The organism is Pseudomonas sp. CC120222-01a, from assembly GCF_003097235.1.
Taxonomy (GTDB): Bacteria; Pseudomonadota; Gammaproteobacteria; order Pseudomonadales; family Pseudomonadaceae; genus Aquipseudomonas.
This window is the reverse complement of sequence record NZ_QEQQ01000009.1, coordinates 207,397-221,972: the sequence shown is the minus strand read 5'-3', so window position 1 is coordinate 221,972 and position 14,576 is coordinate 207,397. Positions and strand designations below refer to the sequence as shown.

The following is a 14,576-nucleotide window of genomic DNA, read 5'->3' as shown; positions in this document are numbered from 1 at the left end:
ATGATGTCCATGTGGTTAACGACGTCCCACGCCGACATTCGGCGGAACAGCGCCATGCCGATGATGCACCACACCAGGCTTTCAAGCGGGAGGCGGCGCTTGCGGATGGTCGAGACACCTGCGGCTTCAAAAGCCTGCTTCACAATGTCCGGATCAAGCAAAGCACCTAGTCCTTCAAGGGCATTTGGCCTTGAGGCCATTTCGTGAGTGAGGGACAGTGCTTTTGCTAGGCGCATAAAAAATCCGATGCTCGTTTCCAAGCATCGGATTTTGCGGCCTACGGGCTAAAGCTTAAAGTGTCAGTCTTAACTGACTGGCATTACCCCGAGGGGGGCTTTTTTATGCCTGCAATCCGCGCTTAGCGCTTCATGTGCTCTGGCAGGTGTGGCTGGATAGCGGTCAGTACGGCCTTGAAGCACTTGATGTTGCCTGCAACGATGTGGCCCTTGTCGAGGAAATCGTGGCCACCGTTGAAGTCGCTCACCAGGCCACCGGCTTCCTGGATCAGCAGTACGCCCGCGGCCATGTCCCATTCGGACAGGCCCGACTCCCAGAAGGCGTCGAAACGGCCGGCAGCGACATAGGCCAGGTCCAGGCTGGCGGAGCCGGCGCGGCGGATGCCGGCGGTCTGGCCAGTCAGGGCGCGGAACATGCCCAGGTAGTTGTCCATGTCAGCCATCTGGTTGTCACGGAACGGGAAGCCGGTGCCCAGCAGGGCGCCGTCCAGGCTGGTACGCGAGCTGACGCGCAGGCGGCGGCCATTGAGCTGGGCGCCACGGCCACGGCTAGCGGTGAATTCTTCCTGGCGAACCGGGTCGACGATCACGGCGTGCTCGAGGCGGCCACGGTATTTGCAGGCGATGCTGACAGCGAAGTGCGGGATGCCACGCAGGAAGTTGGTGGTGCCGTCCAGCGGGTCGATGATCCACAGGTAGTCCTTGCCTTCTTCGCCGGTGCCGGCGTGCAGGCCGGTTTCTTCACCTTGAATGGAGTGGTTCGGGTAGGCCTTGCGCAGGGCGTTGACGATGCTCTGCTCGGCGGCGCGATCCACTTCGGAGACGTAGTCCTTGGCCTCTTTCTCGTCGACCTTGATGCTATCCAGGCGTTCGATGGAGCGGAAAATCAGTTCACTGGCGCTGCGAGCGGCGCGCAGGGCGATATTCAGCATAGGCTGCATGGGCGGGTCACCTGGAGATGTTAAAGAAGAAAGCCGAACATTCTAGCAGAAAAGTTTGGCGGCAGAAGTGTCACATTTGCTTTCATGGCGTTACGCTGGTCGGTTCTGTAAGATCGAATTCCCCCAAACCTGCATCTGTGAGCACAACACCTTGCTGCAAAATATTCGTGTTGTTCTGGTCAATACCAGCCACCCCGGCAACATCGGCGGCGCTGCGCGTGCCATGAAAAACATGGGCTTGTCGCGTCTGGTGCTGGTGCAGCCAAAAGAGTTCCCGTCCGGCGACGCCACTGCGCGCGCCTCGGGCGCCGACGACATCCTGGCCAATGCCCAGGTGGTCGACAGCCTTGAAGACGCGCTGGTCGGCTGCAGCCTGGTCATGGGCACCAGTGCCCGTGAGCGCAGCATCCCCTGGCCGTTGATCGACCCGCGCGAGTGCGGGGCCAAGGCCGTGGAGCACGCCACCGGTGGCGAAGAAATCGCCCTGGTGTTCGGGCGCGAACACGCCGGCCTGACCAACGAAGAACTGCAGCGATGTCACTTCCACGTGCACATTCCCTCGAACCCCGACTTCAGCTCGCTGAACCTTGCCGCCGCGGTCCAGGTGCTCTCCTACGAGGTGCGCATGGCCTGGCTGGCAGCCGAAGGCGCGCCTTCGAAAGTCGAGAAGTTCGATGCCAACTCGCTGCGCAGCAACGAGCTGGCGACCATGGACGAAATGGAGCTGTTCTACGAACACCTGGAGAAGACCCTGGTGGACATCGGCTTCCTCGACCCTGAGAAGCCCAAGCACCTGATGCCGCGCCTGCGCCGGCTGTATGGGCGCAGCTCGGTCAATCGTTCGGAAATGAGCATTTTGCGCGGCATCCTCACCGAGACCCAGAAGGTCGTCCGGGGCGAGCCGCATAAACGGAAGGACTGACAGATGTTCGAACGTCTGCGTGAAGATATCCAGAGCGTTTTCCATCGTGACCCGGCGGCGCGCAATGCCTTCGAGGTGCTGACCTGCTACCCCGGCATGCACGCCATCTGGCTGCACCGCCTGGGTAATGCCTTGTGGAAGCGTGACTTCAAGTGGCTGGCCCGCCTGGTGTCGAACTTCGGTCGCTGGATGACCGGTATCGAGATTCACCCCGGCGCGACCATTGGTCGGCGCTTTTTCATCGACCATGGCATGGGGATCGTCATCGGCGAAACCGCCGAGATCGGCGACGATGTCACCCTTTATCAAGGCGTGACCCTGGGCGGCACCAGCTGGAACAAAGGCAAGCGCCACCCGACCCTGGAAAACGGCGTGGTGGTAGGGGCGGGCGCCAAGGTGCTCGGCCCGTTCACCGTCGGTGCCGGGGCCAAGATCGGTTCCAATGCGGTGGTGACCAAGGCGGTGCCGGCCGGCGCCACTGCGGTCGGCATCCCGGGGCGGATCATCGTCAAGAACAGCGAGGACACCGAGCTTGAAGCCAGGCGCAAGGCCATGGCCGAGAAGATCGGCTTCGATGCCTACGGTGTCAGCGGCGACATGCCGGACCCGGTCGCCCGTGCCATCGGCCAGATGCTCGACCACCTGCAGGCCGTCGACGAGCGCCTGGAGGGCATGTGCGGCGCGCTGACCAAGATGGGCAGTGACTACTGTGCCAAGGAGCTGCCGAAGCTGCCGGAAGACGACTTCGCGGTCGAAACCCAGGCGGCCCAGCGCGACACTCAGTCGCATTGATTACGCCGCAGTGACATTACCCTGACATATGGGGCGTGTGCTCACGCCCCATTGCTGCTACACTCGCGCCCGCCTCCCAGATGCAAATCCGACTAAAGCAGTAGGTCTAATAGTTGACTTAAATGCTCGGGAATCGCATACTCGCACACATTCCGTAACTCCCGTGGTACCCATTAGCCATGCGACTGACTACCAAAGGCCGATACGCCGTCACTGCCATGCTCGACCTGGCACTGCACGCGCAGCATGGGCCGGTGTCTTTGGCCGACATTTCCGAGCGCCAGGGCATTTCCCTTTCTTATCTGGAACAGCTGTTCGCCAAGCTGCGCCGCAGTAGCCTGGTCTCCAGCGTGCGCGGTCCGGGCGGTGGCTACCAGCTGTCGCGGGGCATGGAAACCATCCAGGTGGCCCAGGTCATCGACGCGGTCAACGAGTCGGTCGATGCCACCCGTTGCCAGGGCCTCGGGGATTGCCATGCCGGTGACACCTGCCTGACCCACCACCTGTGGTGCGACCTCAGCCAGCAGATCCACGAATTCCTCAGCGGCATCAGCCTGGCCGACCTCGTCATGCGCCGTGAGGTGCAGGAAGTCGCCCAGCGCCAGGACCTGCGGCGTGTCGCAGGCCGTACCGCCTTGCTGGACAAGATTGAGACGTCCGCCGTCGACTGACCTTTTAATAGTGACGAGCGACGCCACCGCCTGATAGGAGATACCCATGAAGTTGCCGATCTACCTCGATTACTCCGCTACCACGCCGGTCGACCCTCGTGTCGCCCAGAAGATGGCCGACTGCCTGCTGGTCGACGGCAACTTCGGTAACCCGGCCTCGCGTTCCCACGTGTTCGGCTGGAAGGCCGAAGAAGCAGTCGAGAACGGCCGCCGCCAGGTTGCCGAGCTGATCAACGCCGACCCGCGCGAAATCGTCTGGACCAGCGGTGCCACCGAGTCCGACAACCTCGCCCTGAAAGGCGTGGCGCACTTCTATCAGACCAAGGGCAAGCACATCATCACCTCCAAGATCGAGCACAAGGCGGTCCTGGATACCGCTCGCCAGCTCGAGCGTGAAGGTTTCGAAGTCACCTACCTGGAACCGGGCGAAGACGGCATCGTCACCCCGGCCATGGTCGAAGCCGCCCTGCGCGACGACACCATCCTGGTCTCGCTGATGCACGTGAACAACGAAGTCGGCTCGATCAACGACATCGCCGCCATCGGTGAACTGACCCGTTCGCGTGGCGTGCTGTTCCACGTCGATGCCGCACAGTCGGCCGGCAAGGTCGAAATCGACCTGCAGAAGCTGAAGGTCGACCTGATGTCGTTCTCGGCGCACAAGGTCTACGGCCCTAAAGGTATCGGCGCGCTGTACGTCAGCCGCAAGCCGCGCGTGCGTCTGGAAGCCATCATTCACGGCGGTGGCCATGAGCGCGGCATGCGTTCGGGCACCCTGCCGACCCACCAGATCGTCGGCATGGGCGAAGCATTCGCCATCGCCAAGCAGGAAATGGCCGCCGAGAACGTGCGCATCAAGGCCCTGAGCGACCGCTTCTTCAAGCAGGTCTCGGACCTCGAAGAGCTGTACGTCAACGGCAGCAAGACAGCCCGCGTGCCGCACAACCTGAACCTGAGCTTCAACTACGTCGAAGGCGAGTCGCTGCTGATGTCCCTGAAGGACATCGCCGTATCGTCCGGTTCGGCCTGTACCTCCGCTTCGCTCGAGCCGTCGTATGTACTGCGCGCTCTGGGCCGCAACGACGAGCTGGCGCACAGCTCGATCCGCTTCTCCTTCGGCCGTTTCACCACCGAAGAAGAAGTCGACTACGCCGCGCAGCAAGTCTGCATGGCTGTCAACAAACTGCGTGAGCTGTCGCCGCTGTGGGACATGTACAAAGACGGCGTTGACATCTCCAAGATCGAGTGGGCCGCCCACTAAGCAGTCGCCGGCAAGAGCGGCTCCCTGATGAGGAAGGAATTGCACCATGGCATACAGTGAAAAGGTCATCGACCACTACGAAAACCCACGCAACGTCGGCAAGATGAACGCCGAGGACCCGGATGTCGGTACCGGCATGGTCGGCGCTCCAGCGTGCGGTGACGTGATGCGTCTGCAGATCAAGGTCAACGAGCAAGGCATCATCGAAGACGCCAAGTTCAAGACTTACGGCTGCGGTTCGGCCATCGCTTCCAGCTCCCTCGCCACCGAGTGGATGAAGGGCAAGACCCTGGACGAAGCCGAAACCATCAAGAACACCCAGCTGGCGGAAGAACTGGCGTTGCCGCCAGTGAAGATCCACTGCTCGGTACTCGCCGAAGATGCCATCAAGGCAGCCGTTCGCGACTACAAGCAGAAGAAAGGCTTGATCTAAGCCGCCCGTTGCAAGGTAAGACTCAAGGAGTTCCGATGGCTATCAGCATGACAGAAGCCGCCGCCAACCACATTCGCCGCTCCCTCGACGGGCGCGGCAAGGGTGAGGGCATTCGCCTGGGCGTGCGCACCACCGGCTGCTCGGGCCTGGCCTACGTGCTGGAGTTCGTCGACGAGCTGGCCGCAGAGGACCAGGTGTTCGAGAACCATGGCGTCAAGGTGATCATCGATCCCAAGAGCCTGGTGTACCTCGATGGCACCGAGCTGGACTTCGTCAAGGAAGGGTTGAACGAAGGCTTCAAGTTCAACAACCCCAACGTGCGCGGTGAGTGTGGCTGCGGCGAAAGCTTCAACGTCTGAGGCTGACCGTGGGTACTCCTTGTCATTACGCTCTGTTTGACCTCCAGCCTTCGTTCCGCCTGGATCTCGACAAACTGGCCACTCGCTATCGCGAGCTGGCCCGCGAGGTCCATCCGGACCGCTTCGCCGATGCCTCCGAGCGCGAGCAGCGGGTAGCGCTGGAAAAGTCCGCGGCCCTCAACGACGCCTACCAGACCCTGCGCAGTGCGCCGCGCCGTGCCCGCTACTTGCTGGCTATCGGTGGCCACGAAGTGCCCCAGGAAGTCACGGTCCATGACCCTGATTTCCTGTTGCAGCAGATGCAGTGGCGCGAAGAGCTCGAAGAGCTGCAGGACGAAGCCGACCTCGATGGCGTGGCCGTCTTCAAGAAGCGCCTGAAGGCTGCCCAGGACACCCTCAACGAGGATTTCGCCGCCTGCTGGGATGTGCCTGCCGAGCGCGACAAGGCCGAGCGCCTGATGCGCCGCATGCAGTTCCTCGACAAGCTCGCCCAAGAAGTGCGCCAACTGGAAGAGCGCCTCGACGATTAACCCGGTGTCGCCCGTGATGACGCCTAAGGTATTCAGATAAGCATGGCCCTACTGCAGATCGCCGAACCCGGTCAAAGCCCTCAGCCGCACCAGCGTCGCCTGGCGGTGGGGATCGACCTGGGTACCACCAATTCTCTGGTCGCTGCCGTGCGCAGCGGTCGCAGCGAGCCCCTGCCTGATGCGCAGGGCAACGTCATTCTGCCGTCGGCGGTGCGTTACCTGGCTGGCCACAACGAAGTCGGCCTGGCCGCGCGCGAAGCGGCATCCAGCGACCCGCTGAACACCGTCCTGTCGGTCAAGCGCCTGATGGGTCGTGGCCTGGCGGACGTCAAGCAGCTCGGCGAGCAGCTGCCGTACCGCTTCATCGGCGGCGAGTCGCACATGCCGTTCATCGACACCGTGCAGGGGCCGAAAAGCCCGGTAGAAGTGTCTGCCGACATCCTCAAGGTGCTGCGCGAGCGTGCCGAAGCCACCCTGGGTGGCGAGCTGGTGGGTGCGGTAATTACCGTGCCGGCCTATTTCGACGACGCCCAGCGCCAGGCCACCAAGGACGCTGCACGCCTTGCCGGTCTGAACGTGCTGCGCCTGCTCAACGAGCCGACCGCCGCAGCCGTGGCCTATGGCCTGGACCAGAATGCCGAAGGCCTGGTCGCTATCTATGACCTGGGTGGCGGCACCTTCGATATTTCCATCCTGCGCCTGACTGCTGGGGTATTCGAAGTGCTGGCTACCGGTGGCGATACCGCCCTGGGCGGCGACGATTTCGACCACGCCATTGCTGGCTGGATCATCGAGCAGGCCGGCCTGTCCGCCGATCTCGACCCGGCTACCCAGCGCCAGCTGCTGCAGGCCGCCTGCGCCGCCAAGGAAGCCCTGACCGACGCTGATACTGTCAGTGTCAGCCACGGCGCCTGGACGGGCGAGCTGAGCCGCACCGCCTTCGAAGCGATGATCGAGCCGCTGGTTGCCCGCAGCCTGAAAGCCTGCCGCCGCGCCGTGCGCGACAGCGGTGTCGAGCTGGAAGAAGTGGCCGCAGTGGTGATGGTCGGTGGTTCGACCCGCGTGCCGCGCGTGCGTGAAGCCGTGGGCGCGCTGTTTGGTCGCACCCCGCTGACCTCGATCGATCCGGACCAGGTGGTGGCCATCGGCGCTGCCATCCAGGCCGACACCCTGGCCGGCAACCGCCGCGAAGGTGGCGAACTGCTGCTGCTCGACGTCATCCCGCTGTCCCTTGGCCTTGAGACCATGGGCGGGCTGATGGAGAAGGTGATCCCACGCAACACCACCATTCCGGTGGCCCGCGCCCAGGAGTTCACCACCTATAAAGATGGCCAGTCGGCCATGATGATCCACGTCCTGCAGGGTGAACGCGAGCTGATCAGCGACTGCCGCTCCCTGGCGCGCTTCGAGCTGCGCGGCATCCCGGCCATGGTTGCCGGCGCCGCCAAGATTCGCGTGACCTTCCAGGTCGATGCCGACGGCCTGCTCAGCGTTGCGGCCCGTGAACTGGGCTCGGGCGTGGAAGCCAGCATTCAGGTCAAGCCGTCCTACGGCCTGACCGACGGCGAGATTGCCCGCATGCTCAAAGACTCCTTCGAGCACGCAGGCTCCGACAAGCAGGCGCGCCAGTTGCGCGAGCACCAGGTCGACGGCGAACGCCTGCTCGAAGCGGTGCAGGGCGCCCTGGATGCCGACGGTGACCGCCTGCTCAGCGAAGACGAGCGGGTCGCCATCGAGTACCAGATGCAAGAATTGCGTGATTTGCTCAGCGGCACCGATGGCGCGGCCATCGAGCAGCAGACCAAGCGTCTGTCGCAAGTGACCGATGCTTTTGCCGCCCGTCGCCTTGATTCGACGGTCAAAGCCGCACTGGCCGGGCGCAACCTGAATGAGATCGAGGAGTAACCGATGCCCCAGGTGATTTTCCTGCCGCACGAGAAGTTCTGCCCGGACGGGCTGGTGGTTGAGGTGGAGCCAGGGACCAACATCCTGGAGCTGGCCCACGAGCACCACATCGAGATGGAAAGCGCGTGCGGCGGTGTGTGCGCCTGCACCACCTGCCACTGCATCGTGCGCGAAGGCTTCGACTCGCTCGAGGAAGCCGACGAGCTGGAAGAGGATATGCTGGACAAGGCCTGGGGCCTGGAGGCGCAATCGCGCCTGGCCTGCCAGGTGATCGTAGGTGAGGATGACCTCACCATCGAGCTGCCCAAATATACGCTCAACCACGCTGCCGAAGCGCCGCACTGAGGTTTGCCCCATGAGCTTGAAATGGATTGATGTACTTGAGATCGCCATCCAGCTTGCGGAAAGCAAGCCGGACGTCGATCCTAAATATGTGAATTTCGTCGATCTGCACCGTTGGGTGCTGGCCTTGCCAGAGTTCAGCGACGATCCGTCACGTGGCGGTGAGAAAGTGCTCGAGGCCATCCAGGCGGCCTGGATTGAAGAAGCCGACTAAGCGTGACGCTGCAGGTTAGGCAATCCCCTGGAACCCGCGTATAATTCGCGGGTTTAATTTTTCGTAACACTCAATATTCTGGAGTTTTCCATGGCTGTTCAACGTACTTTCTCGATCATCAAGCCTGACGCCGTTGCCAAGAACGTTATCGGCAAGATCACCACCCGCTTCGAAGAAGCTGGCCTGAAAATCGTTGCCTCGAAAATCAAGCAACTGTCCAAAGCCGAAGCCGAAGGCTTCTACGCCGAGCACAGCGCTCGTGGCTTCTTCGGTGACCTGGTTGCCTTCATGACTTCCGGCCCAGTTGTTGTTCAGGTTCTGGAAGGCGAAAACGCCATCGCTCTGAACCGTGAGCTGATGGGCGCTACCAACCCTAAAGAAGCTGCTGCCGGCACCATCCGTGCTGACTTCGCCGAGTCGATCGACGCCAACGCCGTTCACGGTTCGGACTCCGAAGCTGCTGCTGCTCGCGAAATCGCTTACTTCTTCGCTGCTACCGAGGTAACCACTCGCTAAGCGAAAGCTTACGGGTGAGGGTGAATCCATGACGACATCTACTGGCAAAATCAACCTGTTGGGGCTGACCCAGCCGGAAATGGAAAAGTTCTTCGACTCGATAGGGGAGAAGCGCTTCCGTGCCGGTCAGGTGATGAAATGGATTCACCATTTTGGCGTGTCCGACTTTGCGGCCATGACCAACGTAGGCAAGGTCTTGCGCGAAAAGCTCGAGGCCGTTGCCGAGATTCGCCCCCCGGAAGTGGTCAGTGAAGACATTTCCGCCGACGGCACCCGCAAGTGGGTGATCCGCGTTGCCTCCGGCAGCTGCGTCGAGACCGTCTACATCCCCACCGACGACCGCGGTACCCTCTGCGTTTCGTCGCAAGCCGGCTGCGCCCTGGATTGCAGTTTCTGCTCCACCGGCAAGCAAGGCTTCAACAGCAACCTCACCGCCGCCGAAGTCATCGGCCAGGTGTGGCTTGCGAACAAATCCTTCGGGACCGTCCCGGCCAAGATCGACCGCGCGATTACCAACGTGGTCATGATGGGCATGGGCGAGCCCTTGCTGAACTTCGACAACGTCATCGCCGCCATGCACATCATGATGGATGACCTGGGCTATGGCATTTCCAAGCGCCGCGTCACCCTGTCCACCTCGGGCGTGGTGCCGATGATCGACGAACTGGCCAAGCACATCGACGTGTCCCTGGCGCTGTCGCTGCACGCGCCGAACGATGAACTGCGCAACCAGCTGGTACCGATCAACAAGAAGTACCCGCTGAAGATGCTGCTGGAATCGTGCATGGGCTACATGTCGACCCTGGGCGGCAAGCGCGTGCTGACCATCGAATACACCCTGCTCAAGGACGTCAACGACCAGCCTGAGCATGCGGCACAGATGATCGAACTGCTGCGCGACGTACCGTGCAAGATCAACCTGATCCCGTTCAACCCGTTCCCGCATTCGGGCTACGAGCGGCCGAGCAACAACGCGATCCGCCGTTTCCAGGACCTGCTGCACCACGGTGGTTTCAACGTCACCACTCGTACCACCCGTGGCGATGACATCGACGCCGCCTGTGGTCAGCTGGTCGGCCAGGTCAACGACCGTACCCGCCGTAGCGAGCGCTACATCGCCGTCCGCCAGCTGTCCGCTGACGCCGAGCTGCAAGACAGCGCCGTGCGTCACTGAGTCCGGCCTTGCCATGAGCCTGCGCGCCGCGCTGTCGATCCTTGCGCTTTTGCTGCTGGCCGGCTGCGTGTCGGGCGGCGCGAGCGATCCCCTGGCCAACCGCCAGGGGCGGGCAGAAGCAGGGCGGGCCTACACACAGCTTGGCCTGGGTTATTTGCAACAAGGTTTGACCCAGCAGGCCAAGGCCCCCTTGGGCAAGGCCCTTGCGCTGAATGCCAGAGATGCCGATGCTCACGCGGCCCTGGCCCTGGTGTTCCAGGCCGAAGGCGAGCCAGCCCTGGCCCAGGCGCACTTCGAAAAAGCGCTTGCAGTTCGCTCGGGCGACACGCGAATTCGCAACAACTACGGCAGTTTCCTATATGCTCAGCAACGTTTTGCCGAAGCCGAGCAGATGTTTCGCCTGGCCAGTGCCGATACCCTGTATCCTGAACGTTCGCGGGTTTACGAGAACCTTGGCCTGACGGCCCTGGAACTCGATGATCGCGACCAGGCACATGCGTATCTGACCAAGGCCCTGCAACTCAACCGACACCAGCCCAGAGCGTTGCTGGAAATGGCTGAGTTGTCCTTCGAAAACAGGCATTATGTGCCGGCTCGGGATTACTACGATCGTTTCAGCCAGTTGAGCGATCACAGCGCCCGTAGCCTTCTGCTGGGCAGCCGCCTTGCCCGGGTATTTGACGAGCAGGGCACACTGGCCGATCTGGGCCAGCAATTACAACGACTTTATCCCGGTACGCCGGAATATCAGCAATACCTGTCGGAGCAACGATGAAAGCCGCGCATCCCGAAGTAGCAGCAGCGACTGGCCAGAACCCCGGTGAGCTGTTGCGCCAGGCCCGCGAGAAACGGGAGTGGTCGCAAGCCGAGGTGGCCCGCAAGCTCAACCTCACCATAAGTTCGCTGAACCACGTGGAAACCGGCGCCTTCGACAAGCTGCCAGGGCATACTTTCGCCCGTGGTTACATCCGCGCCTACGCCAAATTGATGGACATGGACCAGGCACCGCTGGTCGAGGCCTTCGACCAGTACACCGGCACCCACGCCAAGGGCAGTGAAGTGCATTCCCTGGGCCGCATCGAAGAGCCGGTGCGTCTGTCGCACAACATCATGCGCGGCGTCACCCTGCTGCTGCTGGTCGCGGTGGTCGGCGGCAGCTTCATCTGGTGGCAGGACCAGGGCAGCCTGAAGGGCAAGGACCTGGCCAAGATGGCCCTGGAACACGTCGAAGTCGAGAGCGCCGACGGTACCACCCAGATTCACCCGCTGGACGAGCCAGAAGACCAGGCCGTGACTGCGGGCCAGCAGCCTGAGAGCGCGCCGCTGCCGCTGGAGCAGGCCTCCGCCGAGGCCGCTACCGAAACCACCAGCGAGGCTGCCCCGGTCGCAACTACGCCTGCACCGGCGCCTGCACCGGCTCCAGCGCCTGTTCCTGCTCCGGTTCAGCAGGCACCGGTCCATGCTGCCGCGCCAGCCCCGGCTCCTGCGGCTCCGGTAGCGCCGGCCGCGCCAGTTGCCAGCGTGCCGGCCGTCGCCGCTGCCGAGCCTGCCGCCCCAGCGGCCGTCCCGACCGGCAGCGCCAAGGTTGCAATCCAGTTCACCGCCGATTGCTGGACCCAGGTGTCCGATGGCAACGGCAAGGTGCTGTTCAGCGCCATCAAGCGCAAGGGGGACAACCTCGAGCTGACCGGCAAGCCGCCGTTCGCGGTCCGCCTGGGCTTTGCCCGTGGCGCCCAGGTCAGCTACAACGGCCAGGCCGTCGATGTTGCCCCGTTCACCAGTGGCGAGACCGCTCGCCTGAAGTTGGGACAGTAAGTCATGCACGGCGAATCTCCGATCAAACGTCGCGAATCCCGCAAAATCTGGGTCGGCAATGTGCCGGTGGGTGGTGATGCCCCCATCGCGGTGCAGAGCATGACCAACACCGATACCAACGATGTCATGGCCACCGTGGCGCAGATCCAGCGCCTGGTCGATGCCGGTGTCGACATCGTTCGTGTCTCGGTACCGGACATGGACGCTGCCGAGGCGTTCGGCAAGATCAAGCAGCTGGTCAGCGTGCCGCTGGTTGCCGATATCCATTTCGACTACAAGATCGCCCTGCGCGTGGCCGAGCTTGGCGTCGATTGCCTGCGCATCAACCCGGGCAACATCGGCCGTGAAGACCGCGTGCGCGCGGTGGTCGACGCTGCCCGCGACCGTGGTATCCCGATCCGCATCGGCGTCAACGCCGGTTCGCTGGAAAAGGACCTGCAGAAGAAGTACGGCGAGCCGACCCCGGCCGCGCTGGTCGAATCGGCCCTGCGCCATGTCGAACACCTCGACCGCCTGGACTTCCAGGACTTCAAGGTCAGCGTCAAGGCCTCCGACGTGTTCATGGCCGTCGAAGCCTACCGCCTGCTGGCCAAGCAGATCATCCAGCCGCTGCACCTGGGTATCACCGAAGCCGGTGGCCTGCGCTCGGGGACGGTGAAATCTGCCGTGGGCCTCGGTATGCTGCTGGCCGAAGGCATCGGCGATACCATCCGTATCTCGCTGGCGGCCGACCCGGTCGAAGAGGTGAAAGTCGGCTACGACATCCTCAAGTCGCTGCACCTGCGTTCGCGTGGCATCAACTTCATCGCCTGCCCGAGCTGCTCGCGGCAGAACTTCGATGTGGTCAAGACCATGAACGAGCTGGAAGGCCGCCTGGAAGACCTGCTGGTGCCGCTGGACGTGGCGGTGATCGGTTGCGTGGTCAACGGCCCCGGCGAAGCCAAGGAAGCCCACGTGGGGCTGACCGGCGGTACGCCGAACCTGATCTACATCGACGGTAAGCCGGCGCAGAAACTGACCAATGACAACCTGGTCGATGAGCTGGAGAAGCTCATCCGCCAGAAAGCGGCCGAAAAGGTCGAGGCTGACGCGGCGCTGATCGCCCGCAGCTGACACACAGATTCGTAAGGACTTTTCGTGAGCAAATCGCTGCAAGCCATCCGTGGCATGAACGACATCCTGCCAGAGCAGTCGCCGCTCTGGCGCTACTTCGAAGGCACCGTCGCCGGTCTGCTGGACACCTACGGGTACAGCCAGATCCGCACGCCGATCGTCGAGTTCACCGAGCTGTTCAAGCGCTCGATTGGTGAAGTCACCGACATCGTCGAAAAAGAGATGTACACCTTCGAGGACCGCAACGGCGATTCGCTCACCCTGCGCCCTGAAGGCACTGCCGCCTGCGTGCGCGCTGTGCTGGAGCATGGCATCACCGGCAACGGCCAGGTGCAGAAGCTCTGGTACATCGGCCAGATGTTCCGCCACGAGCGCCCGCAGAAGGGCCGCTATCGCCAGTTCCACCAGATCGGCGTGGAAGTGTTCAACCTGGACGGTCCGGACATCGACGCCGAGCTGATCATGCTGACCTGGCGCCTGTGGGGCCTGCTGGGCATCCAGGACGCGGTCAAGCTCGAACTCAACAGCCTGGGCACCAGCGAAGCCCGTGCCCGCTACCGTGACGCGCTGGTCGAGTTCCTCTCGGCGCGCCTGGAGCAGCTCGACGAAGACAGCCAGCGCCGCCTCAAGAGCAACCCGCTGCGCATCCTCGACAGCAAGGACCAGGGTACCCAGGCGGTACTGGTCGGCGCGCCGAAGCTGGAAGATTACCTGGACGAAGATTCCCGCGTGCACTTCGAGGGCCTCAAGGCACGCCTCGACGCCGCTGGCATCCCGTTCGTGATCAACACCAAGCTGGTACGTGGCCTGGATTACTACAGCAAGACCGTGTTCGAGTGGGTCACTGACAAGCTCGGCGCCCAGGGCACCGTCTGCGCCGGTGGCCGTTACGACGGCCTGGTCGAGCAGATGGGCGGCAAGCCGACCACTGGCGTTGGTTTCGCCATGGGTATCGAGCGCCTGATCCTGCTGCTGGAAACCCTTGGTAAGGTCCCCGAGTCGATCAACCGCACCATCGACGTCTACCTGTGCGCTTTCGGCGAGCAGGCGGAACTGGCCGGCCTACGCCTGTCCGAAGGCCTGCGCGATCGTTTGCCGGGCCTGCGCCTGGCGGTCAACGCCGGGGGTGGCAGCTTCAAGAGCCAGTTCAAGAAAGCCGACAAGAGCGGCGCACTGTTCGCCCTGATCCTCGGCGACGACGAACTGGCCAAGCAAGAAATCGGCTTGAAGCCCCTGCGTGGTCAGGGCGAACAACAGAACATTGCCTGGGATGCTCTGGCTGAGCACCTGGAAACCGCGATCGCTCAGGCGTAACGCGGTTCAACAAGCGAATAGGCGAAAAGGAGTATTGG

At 62.7% G+C, this 14,576-nt stretch carries 18 protein-coding genes; 16 read left to right on the top strand and 2 right to left on the bottom strand.

Annotation, left to right across the window (positions count from 1 at the left end):
* Positions 1 to 260, bottom strand: a 260-nt coding sequence (locus tag N430_RS14345) for a transposase domain-containing protein (protein ID WP_256592136.1), incomplete at its 3' end; no start/stop codon positions are given.
* Positions 261 to 358: 98 nt separating this feature from the next.
* Positions 359 to 1,177, bottom strand: coding sequence for an inositol-phosphate phosphatase (suhB, locus tag N430_RS14340; protein ID WP_016393981.1), 819 nt, complete (start codon positions 1,175 to 1,177; stop codon positions 359 to 361).
* Between the two features lie 151 nt (positions 1,178 to 1,328).
* Between suhB and trmJ the strand changes: the two genes are divergently transcribed.
* The 16 genes from trmJ to hisS all read left to right on the top strand — a co-directional run bounded on the left by trmJ (position 1,329) and on the right by hisS (position 14,538).
* Positions 1,329 to 2,099: a tRNA (cytosine(32)/uridine(32)-2'-O)-methyltransferase TrmJ gene (gene trmJ, locus N430_RS14335; protein WP_060511501.1), complete on the top strand. Its 771-nt coding sequence runs from the start codon at positions 1,329 to 1,331 to the stop codon at positions 2,097 to 2,099.
* 3 nt (positions 2,100 to 2,102) lie between these two features.
* A complete protein-coding gene (gene cysE, locus N430_RS14330; RefSeq protein WP_110637522.1) occupies positions 2,103 to 2,891 on the top strand; it encodes a serine O-acetyltransferase in 789 nt (262 codons plus the stop codon).
* A 179-nt stretch (positions 2,892 to 3,070) separates the two neighbouring features.
* Entirely contained in the window at positions 3,071 to 3,562 is a 492-nt protein-coding gene (gene iscR / locus N430_RS14325; protein ID WP_054887562.1) for a Fe-S cluster assembly transcriptional regulator IscR, read from the top strand.
* A 46-nt stretch (positions 3,563 to 3,608) separates the two neighbouring features.
* Positions 3,609 to 4,823, top strand: coding sequence for an IscS subfamily cysteine desulfurase (locus tag N430_RS14320; protein ID WP_027920282.1), 1,215 nt, complete (start codon positions 3,609 to 3,611; stop codon positions 4,821 to 4,823).
* Between the two features lie 46 nt (positions 4,824 to 4,869).
* Positions 4,870 to 5,256, top strand: a complete 387-nt coding sequence (iscU, locus tag N430_RS14315; RefSeq protein WP_007929523.1) for a Fe-S cluster assembly scaffold IscU — start codon at positions 4,870 to 4,872, stop codon at positions 5,254 to 5,256.
* A gap of 35 nt (positions 5,257 to 5,291) precedes the next feature.
* Positions 5,292 to 5,615 carry an iron-sulfur cluster assembly protein IscA gene (gene iscA / locus N430_RS14310; protein ID WP_023630636.1) on the top strand — a complete coding sequence of 108 codons (324 nt, stop codon included), beginning with the start codon at positions 5,292 to 5,294 and terminating at the stop codon, positions 5,613 to 5,615.
* Between the two features lie 8 nt (positions 5,616 to 5,623).
* Positions 5,624 to 6,145 carry a co-chaperone HscB gene (gene hscB, locus N430_RS14305; protein ID WP_110637521.1) on the top strand — a complete coding sequence of 174 codons (522 nt, stop codon included), beginning with the start codon at positions 5,624 to 5,626 and terminating at the stop codon, positions 6,143 to 6,145.
* A gap of 42 nt (positions 6,146 to 6,187) precedes the next feature.
* Positions 6,188 to 8,050 (top strand): Fe-S protein assembly chaperone HscA, encoded by a 1,863-nt coding sequence (hscA, locus tag N430_RS14300; RefSeq protein WP_110637520.1) that lies wholly within the window; start codon positions 6,188 to 6,190, stop codon positions 8,048 to 8,050.
* A gap of 3 nt (positions 8,051 to 8,053) precedes the next feature.
* On the top strand, positions 8,054 to 8,395 hold the full coding sequence (gene fdx, locus N430_RS14295) for an ISC system 2Fe-2S type ferredoxin (protein ID WP_027920278.1): 342 nt from the start codon (positions 8,054 to 8,056) through the stop codon (positions 8,393 to 8,395).
* Between the two features lie 10 nt (positions 8,396 to 8,405).
* Positions 8,406 to 8,606: a Fe-S cluster assembly protein IscX gene (gene iscX, locus N430_RS14290; RefSeq protein ID WP_027920277.1), complete on the top strand. Its 201-nt coding sequence runs from the start codon at positions 8,406 to 8,408 to the stop codon at positions 8,604 to 8,606.
* A 90-nt stretch (positions 8,607 to 8,696) separates the two neighbouring features.
* Positions 8,697 to 9,122: a nucleoside-diphosphate kinase gene (gene ndk / locus N430_RS14285; RefSeq protein ID WP_008092560.1), complete on the top strand. Its 426-nt coding sequence runs from the start codon at positions 8,697 to 8,699 to the stop codon at positions 9,120 to 9,122.
* A 28-nt stretch (positions 9,123 to 9,150) separates the two neighbouring features.
* Entirely contained in the window at positions 9,151 to 10,296 is a 1,146-nt protein-coding gene (gene rlmN / locus N430_RS14280; RefSeq protein WP_054887568.1) for a 23S rRNA (adenine(2503)-C(2))-methyltransferase RlmN, read from the top strand.
* A 13-nt stretch (positions 10,297 to 10,309) separates the two neighbouring features.
* A complete protein-coding gene (pilW, locus tag N430_RS14275; protein WP_110637519.1) occupies positions 10,310 to 11,071 on the top strand; it encodes a type IV pilus biogenesis/stability protein PilW in 762 nt (253 codons plus the stop codon).
* Positions 11,068 to 12,111: a RodZ family helix-turn-helix domain-containing protein gene (locus tag N430_RS14270; protein WP_110637518.1), complete on the top strand. Its 1,044-nt coding sequence runs from the start codon at positions 11,068 to 11,070 to the stop codon at positions 12,109 to 12,111. Before pilW ends, N430_RS14270 begins: the two co-directional genes overlap by 4 nt.
* Positions 12,112 to 12,114: 3 nt before the next feature.
* The gene (ispG, locus tag N430_RS14265) at positions 12,115 to 13,224 is read left to right on the top strand and encodes a flavodoxin-dependent (E)-4-hydroxy-3-methylbut-2-enyl-diphosphate synthase (RefSeq protein WP_110637517.1); all 1,110 of its coding nucleotides are present in this window, start codon (positions 12,115 to 12,117) and stop codon (positions 13,222 to 13,224) included.
* Between the two features lie 24 nt (positions 13,225 to 13,248).
* Positions 13,249 to 14,538 (top strand): histidine--tRNA ligase, encoded by a 1,290-nt coding sequence (hisS, locus tag N430_RS14260; RefSeq protein WP_085673698.1) that lies wholly within the window; start codon positions 13,249 to 13,251, stop codon positions 14,536 to 14,538.
* Positions 14,539 to 14,576: the final 38 nt, after the last annotated feature.

What these genes read in the sequence shown, in the direction of transcription:
- suhB (WP_016393981.1), bottom strand. Translation starts at nt 1,177, where the DNA reads ATGCAGCCTATGCTGAATATCGCCCTGCGCGCCGCTCGCAGCGCCAGT.
- cysE (WP_110637522.1), top strand. Translation starts at nt 2,103, where the DNA reads ATGTTCGAACGTCTGCGTGAAGATATCCAGAGCGTTTTCCATCGTGAC.
- iscR (WP_054887562.1), top strand. Translation starts at nt 3,071, where the DNA reads ATGCGACTGACTACCAAAGGCCGATACGCCGTCACTGCCATGCTCGAC.
- N430_RS14320 (WP_027920282.1), top strand. Translation starts at nt 3,609, where the DNA reads ATGAAGTTGCCGATCTACCTCGATTACTCCGCTACCACGCCGGTCGAC.
- iscU (WP_007929523.1), top strand. Translation starts at nt 4,870, where the DNA reads ATGGCATACAGTGAAAAGGTCATCGACCACTACGAAAACCCACGCAAC.
- iscA (WP_023630636.1), top strand. Translation starts at nt 5,292, where the DNA reads ATGGCTATCAGCATGACAGAAGCCGCCGCCAACCACATTCGCCGCTCC.
- hscA (WP_110637520.1), top strand. Translation starts at nt 6,188, where the DNA reads ATGGCCCTACTGCAGATCGCCGAACCCGGTCAAAGCCCTCAGCCGCAC.
- fdx (WP_027920278.1), top strand. Translation starts at nt 8,054, where the DNA reads ATGCCCCAGGTGATTTTCCTGCCGCACGAGAAGTTCTGCCCGGACGGG.
- iscX (WP_027920277.1), top strand. Translation starts at nt 8,406, where the DNA reads ATGAGCTTGAAATGGATTGATGTACTTGAGATCGCCATCCAGCTTGCG.
- ndk (WP_008092560.1), top strand. Translation starts at nt 8,697, where the DNA reads ATGGCTGTTCAACGTACTTTCTCGATCATCAAGCCTGACGCCGTTGCC.
- rlmN (WP_054887568.1), top strand. Translation starts at nt 9,151, where the DNA reads ATGACGACATCTACTGGCAAAATCAACCTGTTGGGGCTGACCCAGCCG.
- pilW (WP_110637519.1), top strand. Translation starts at nt 10,310, where the DNA reads ATGAGCCTGCGCGCCGCGCTGTCGATCCTTGCGCTTTTGCTGCTGGCC.
- N430_RS14270 (WP_110637518.1), top strand. Translation starts at nt 11,068, where the DNA reads ATGAAAGCCGCGCATCCCGAAGTAGCAGCAGCGACTGGCCAGAACCCC.
- ispG (WP_110637517.1), top strand. Translation starts at nt 12,115, where the DNA reads ATGCACGGCGAATCTCCGATCAAACGTCGCGAATCCCGCAAAATCTGG.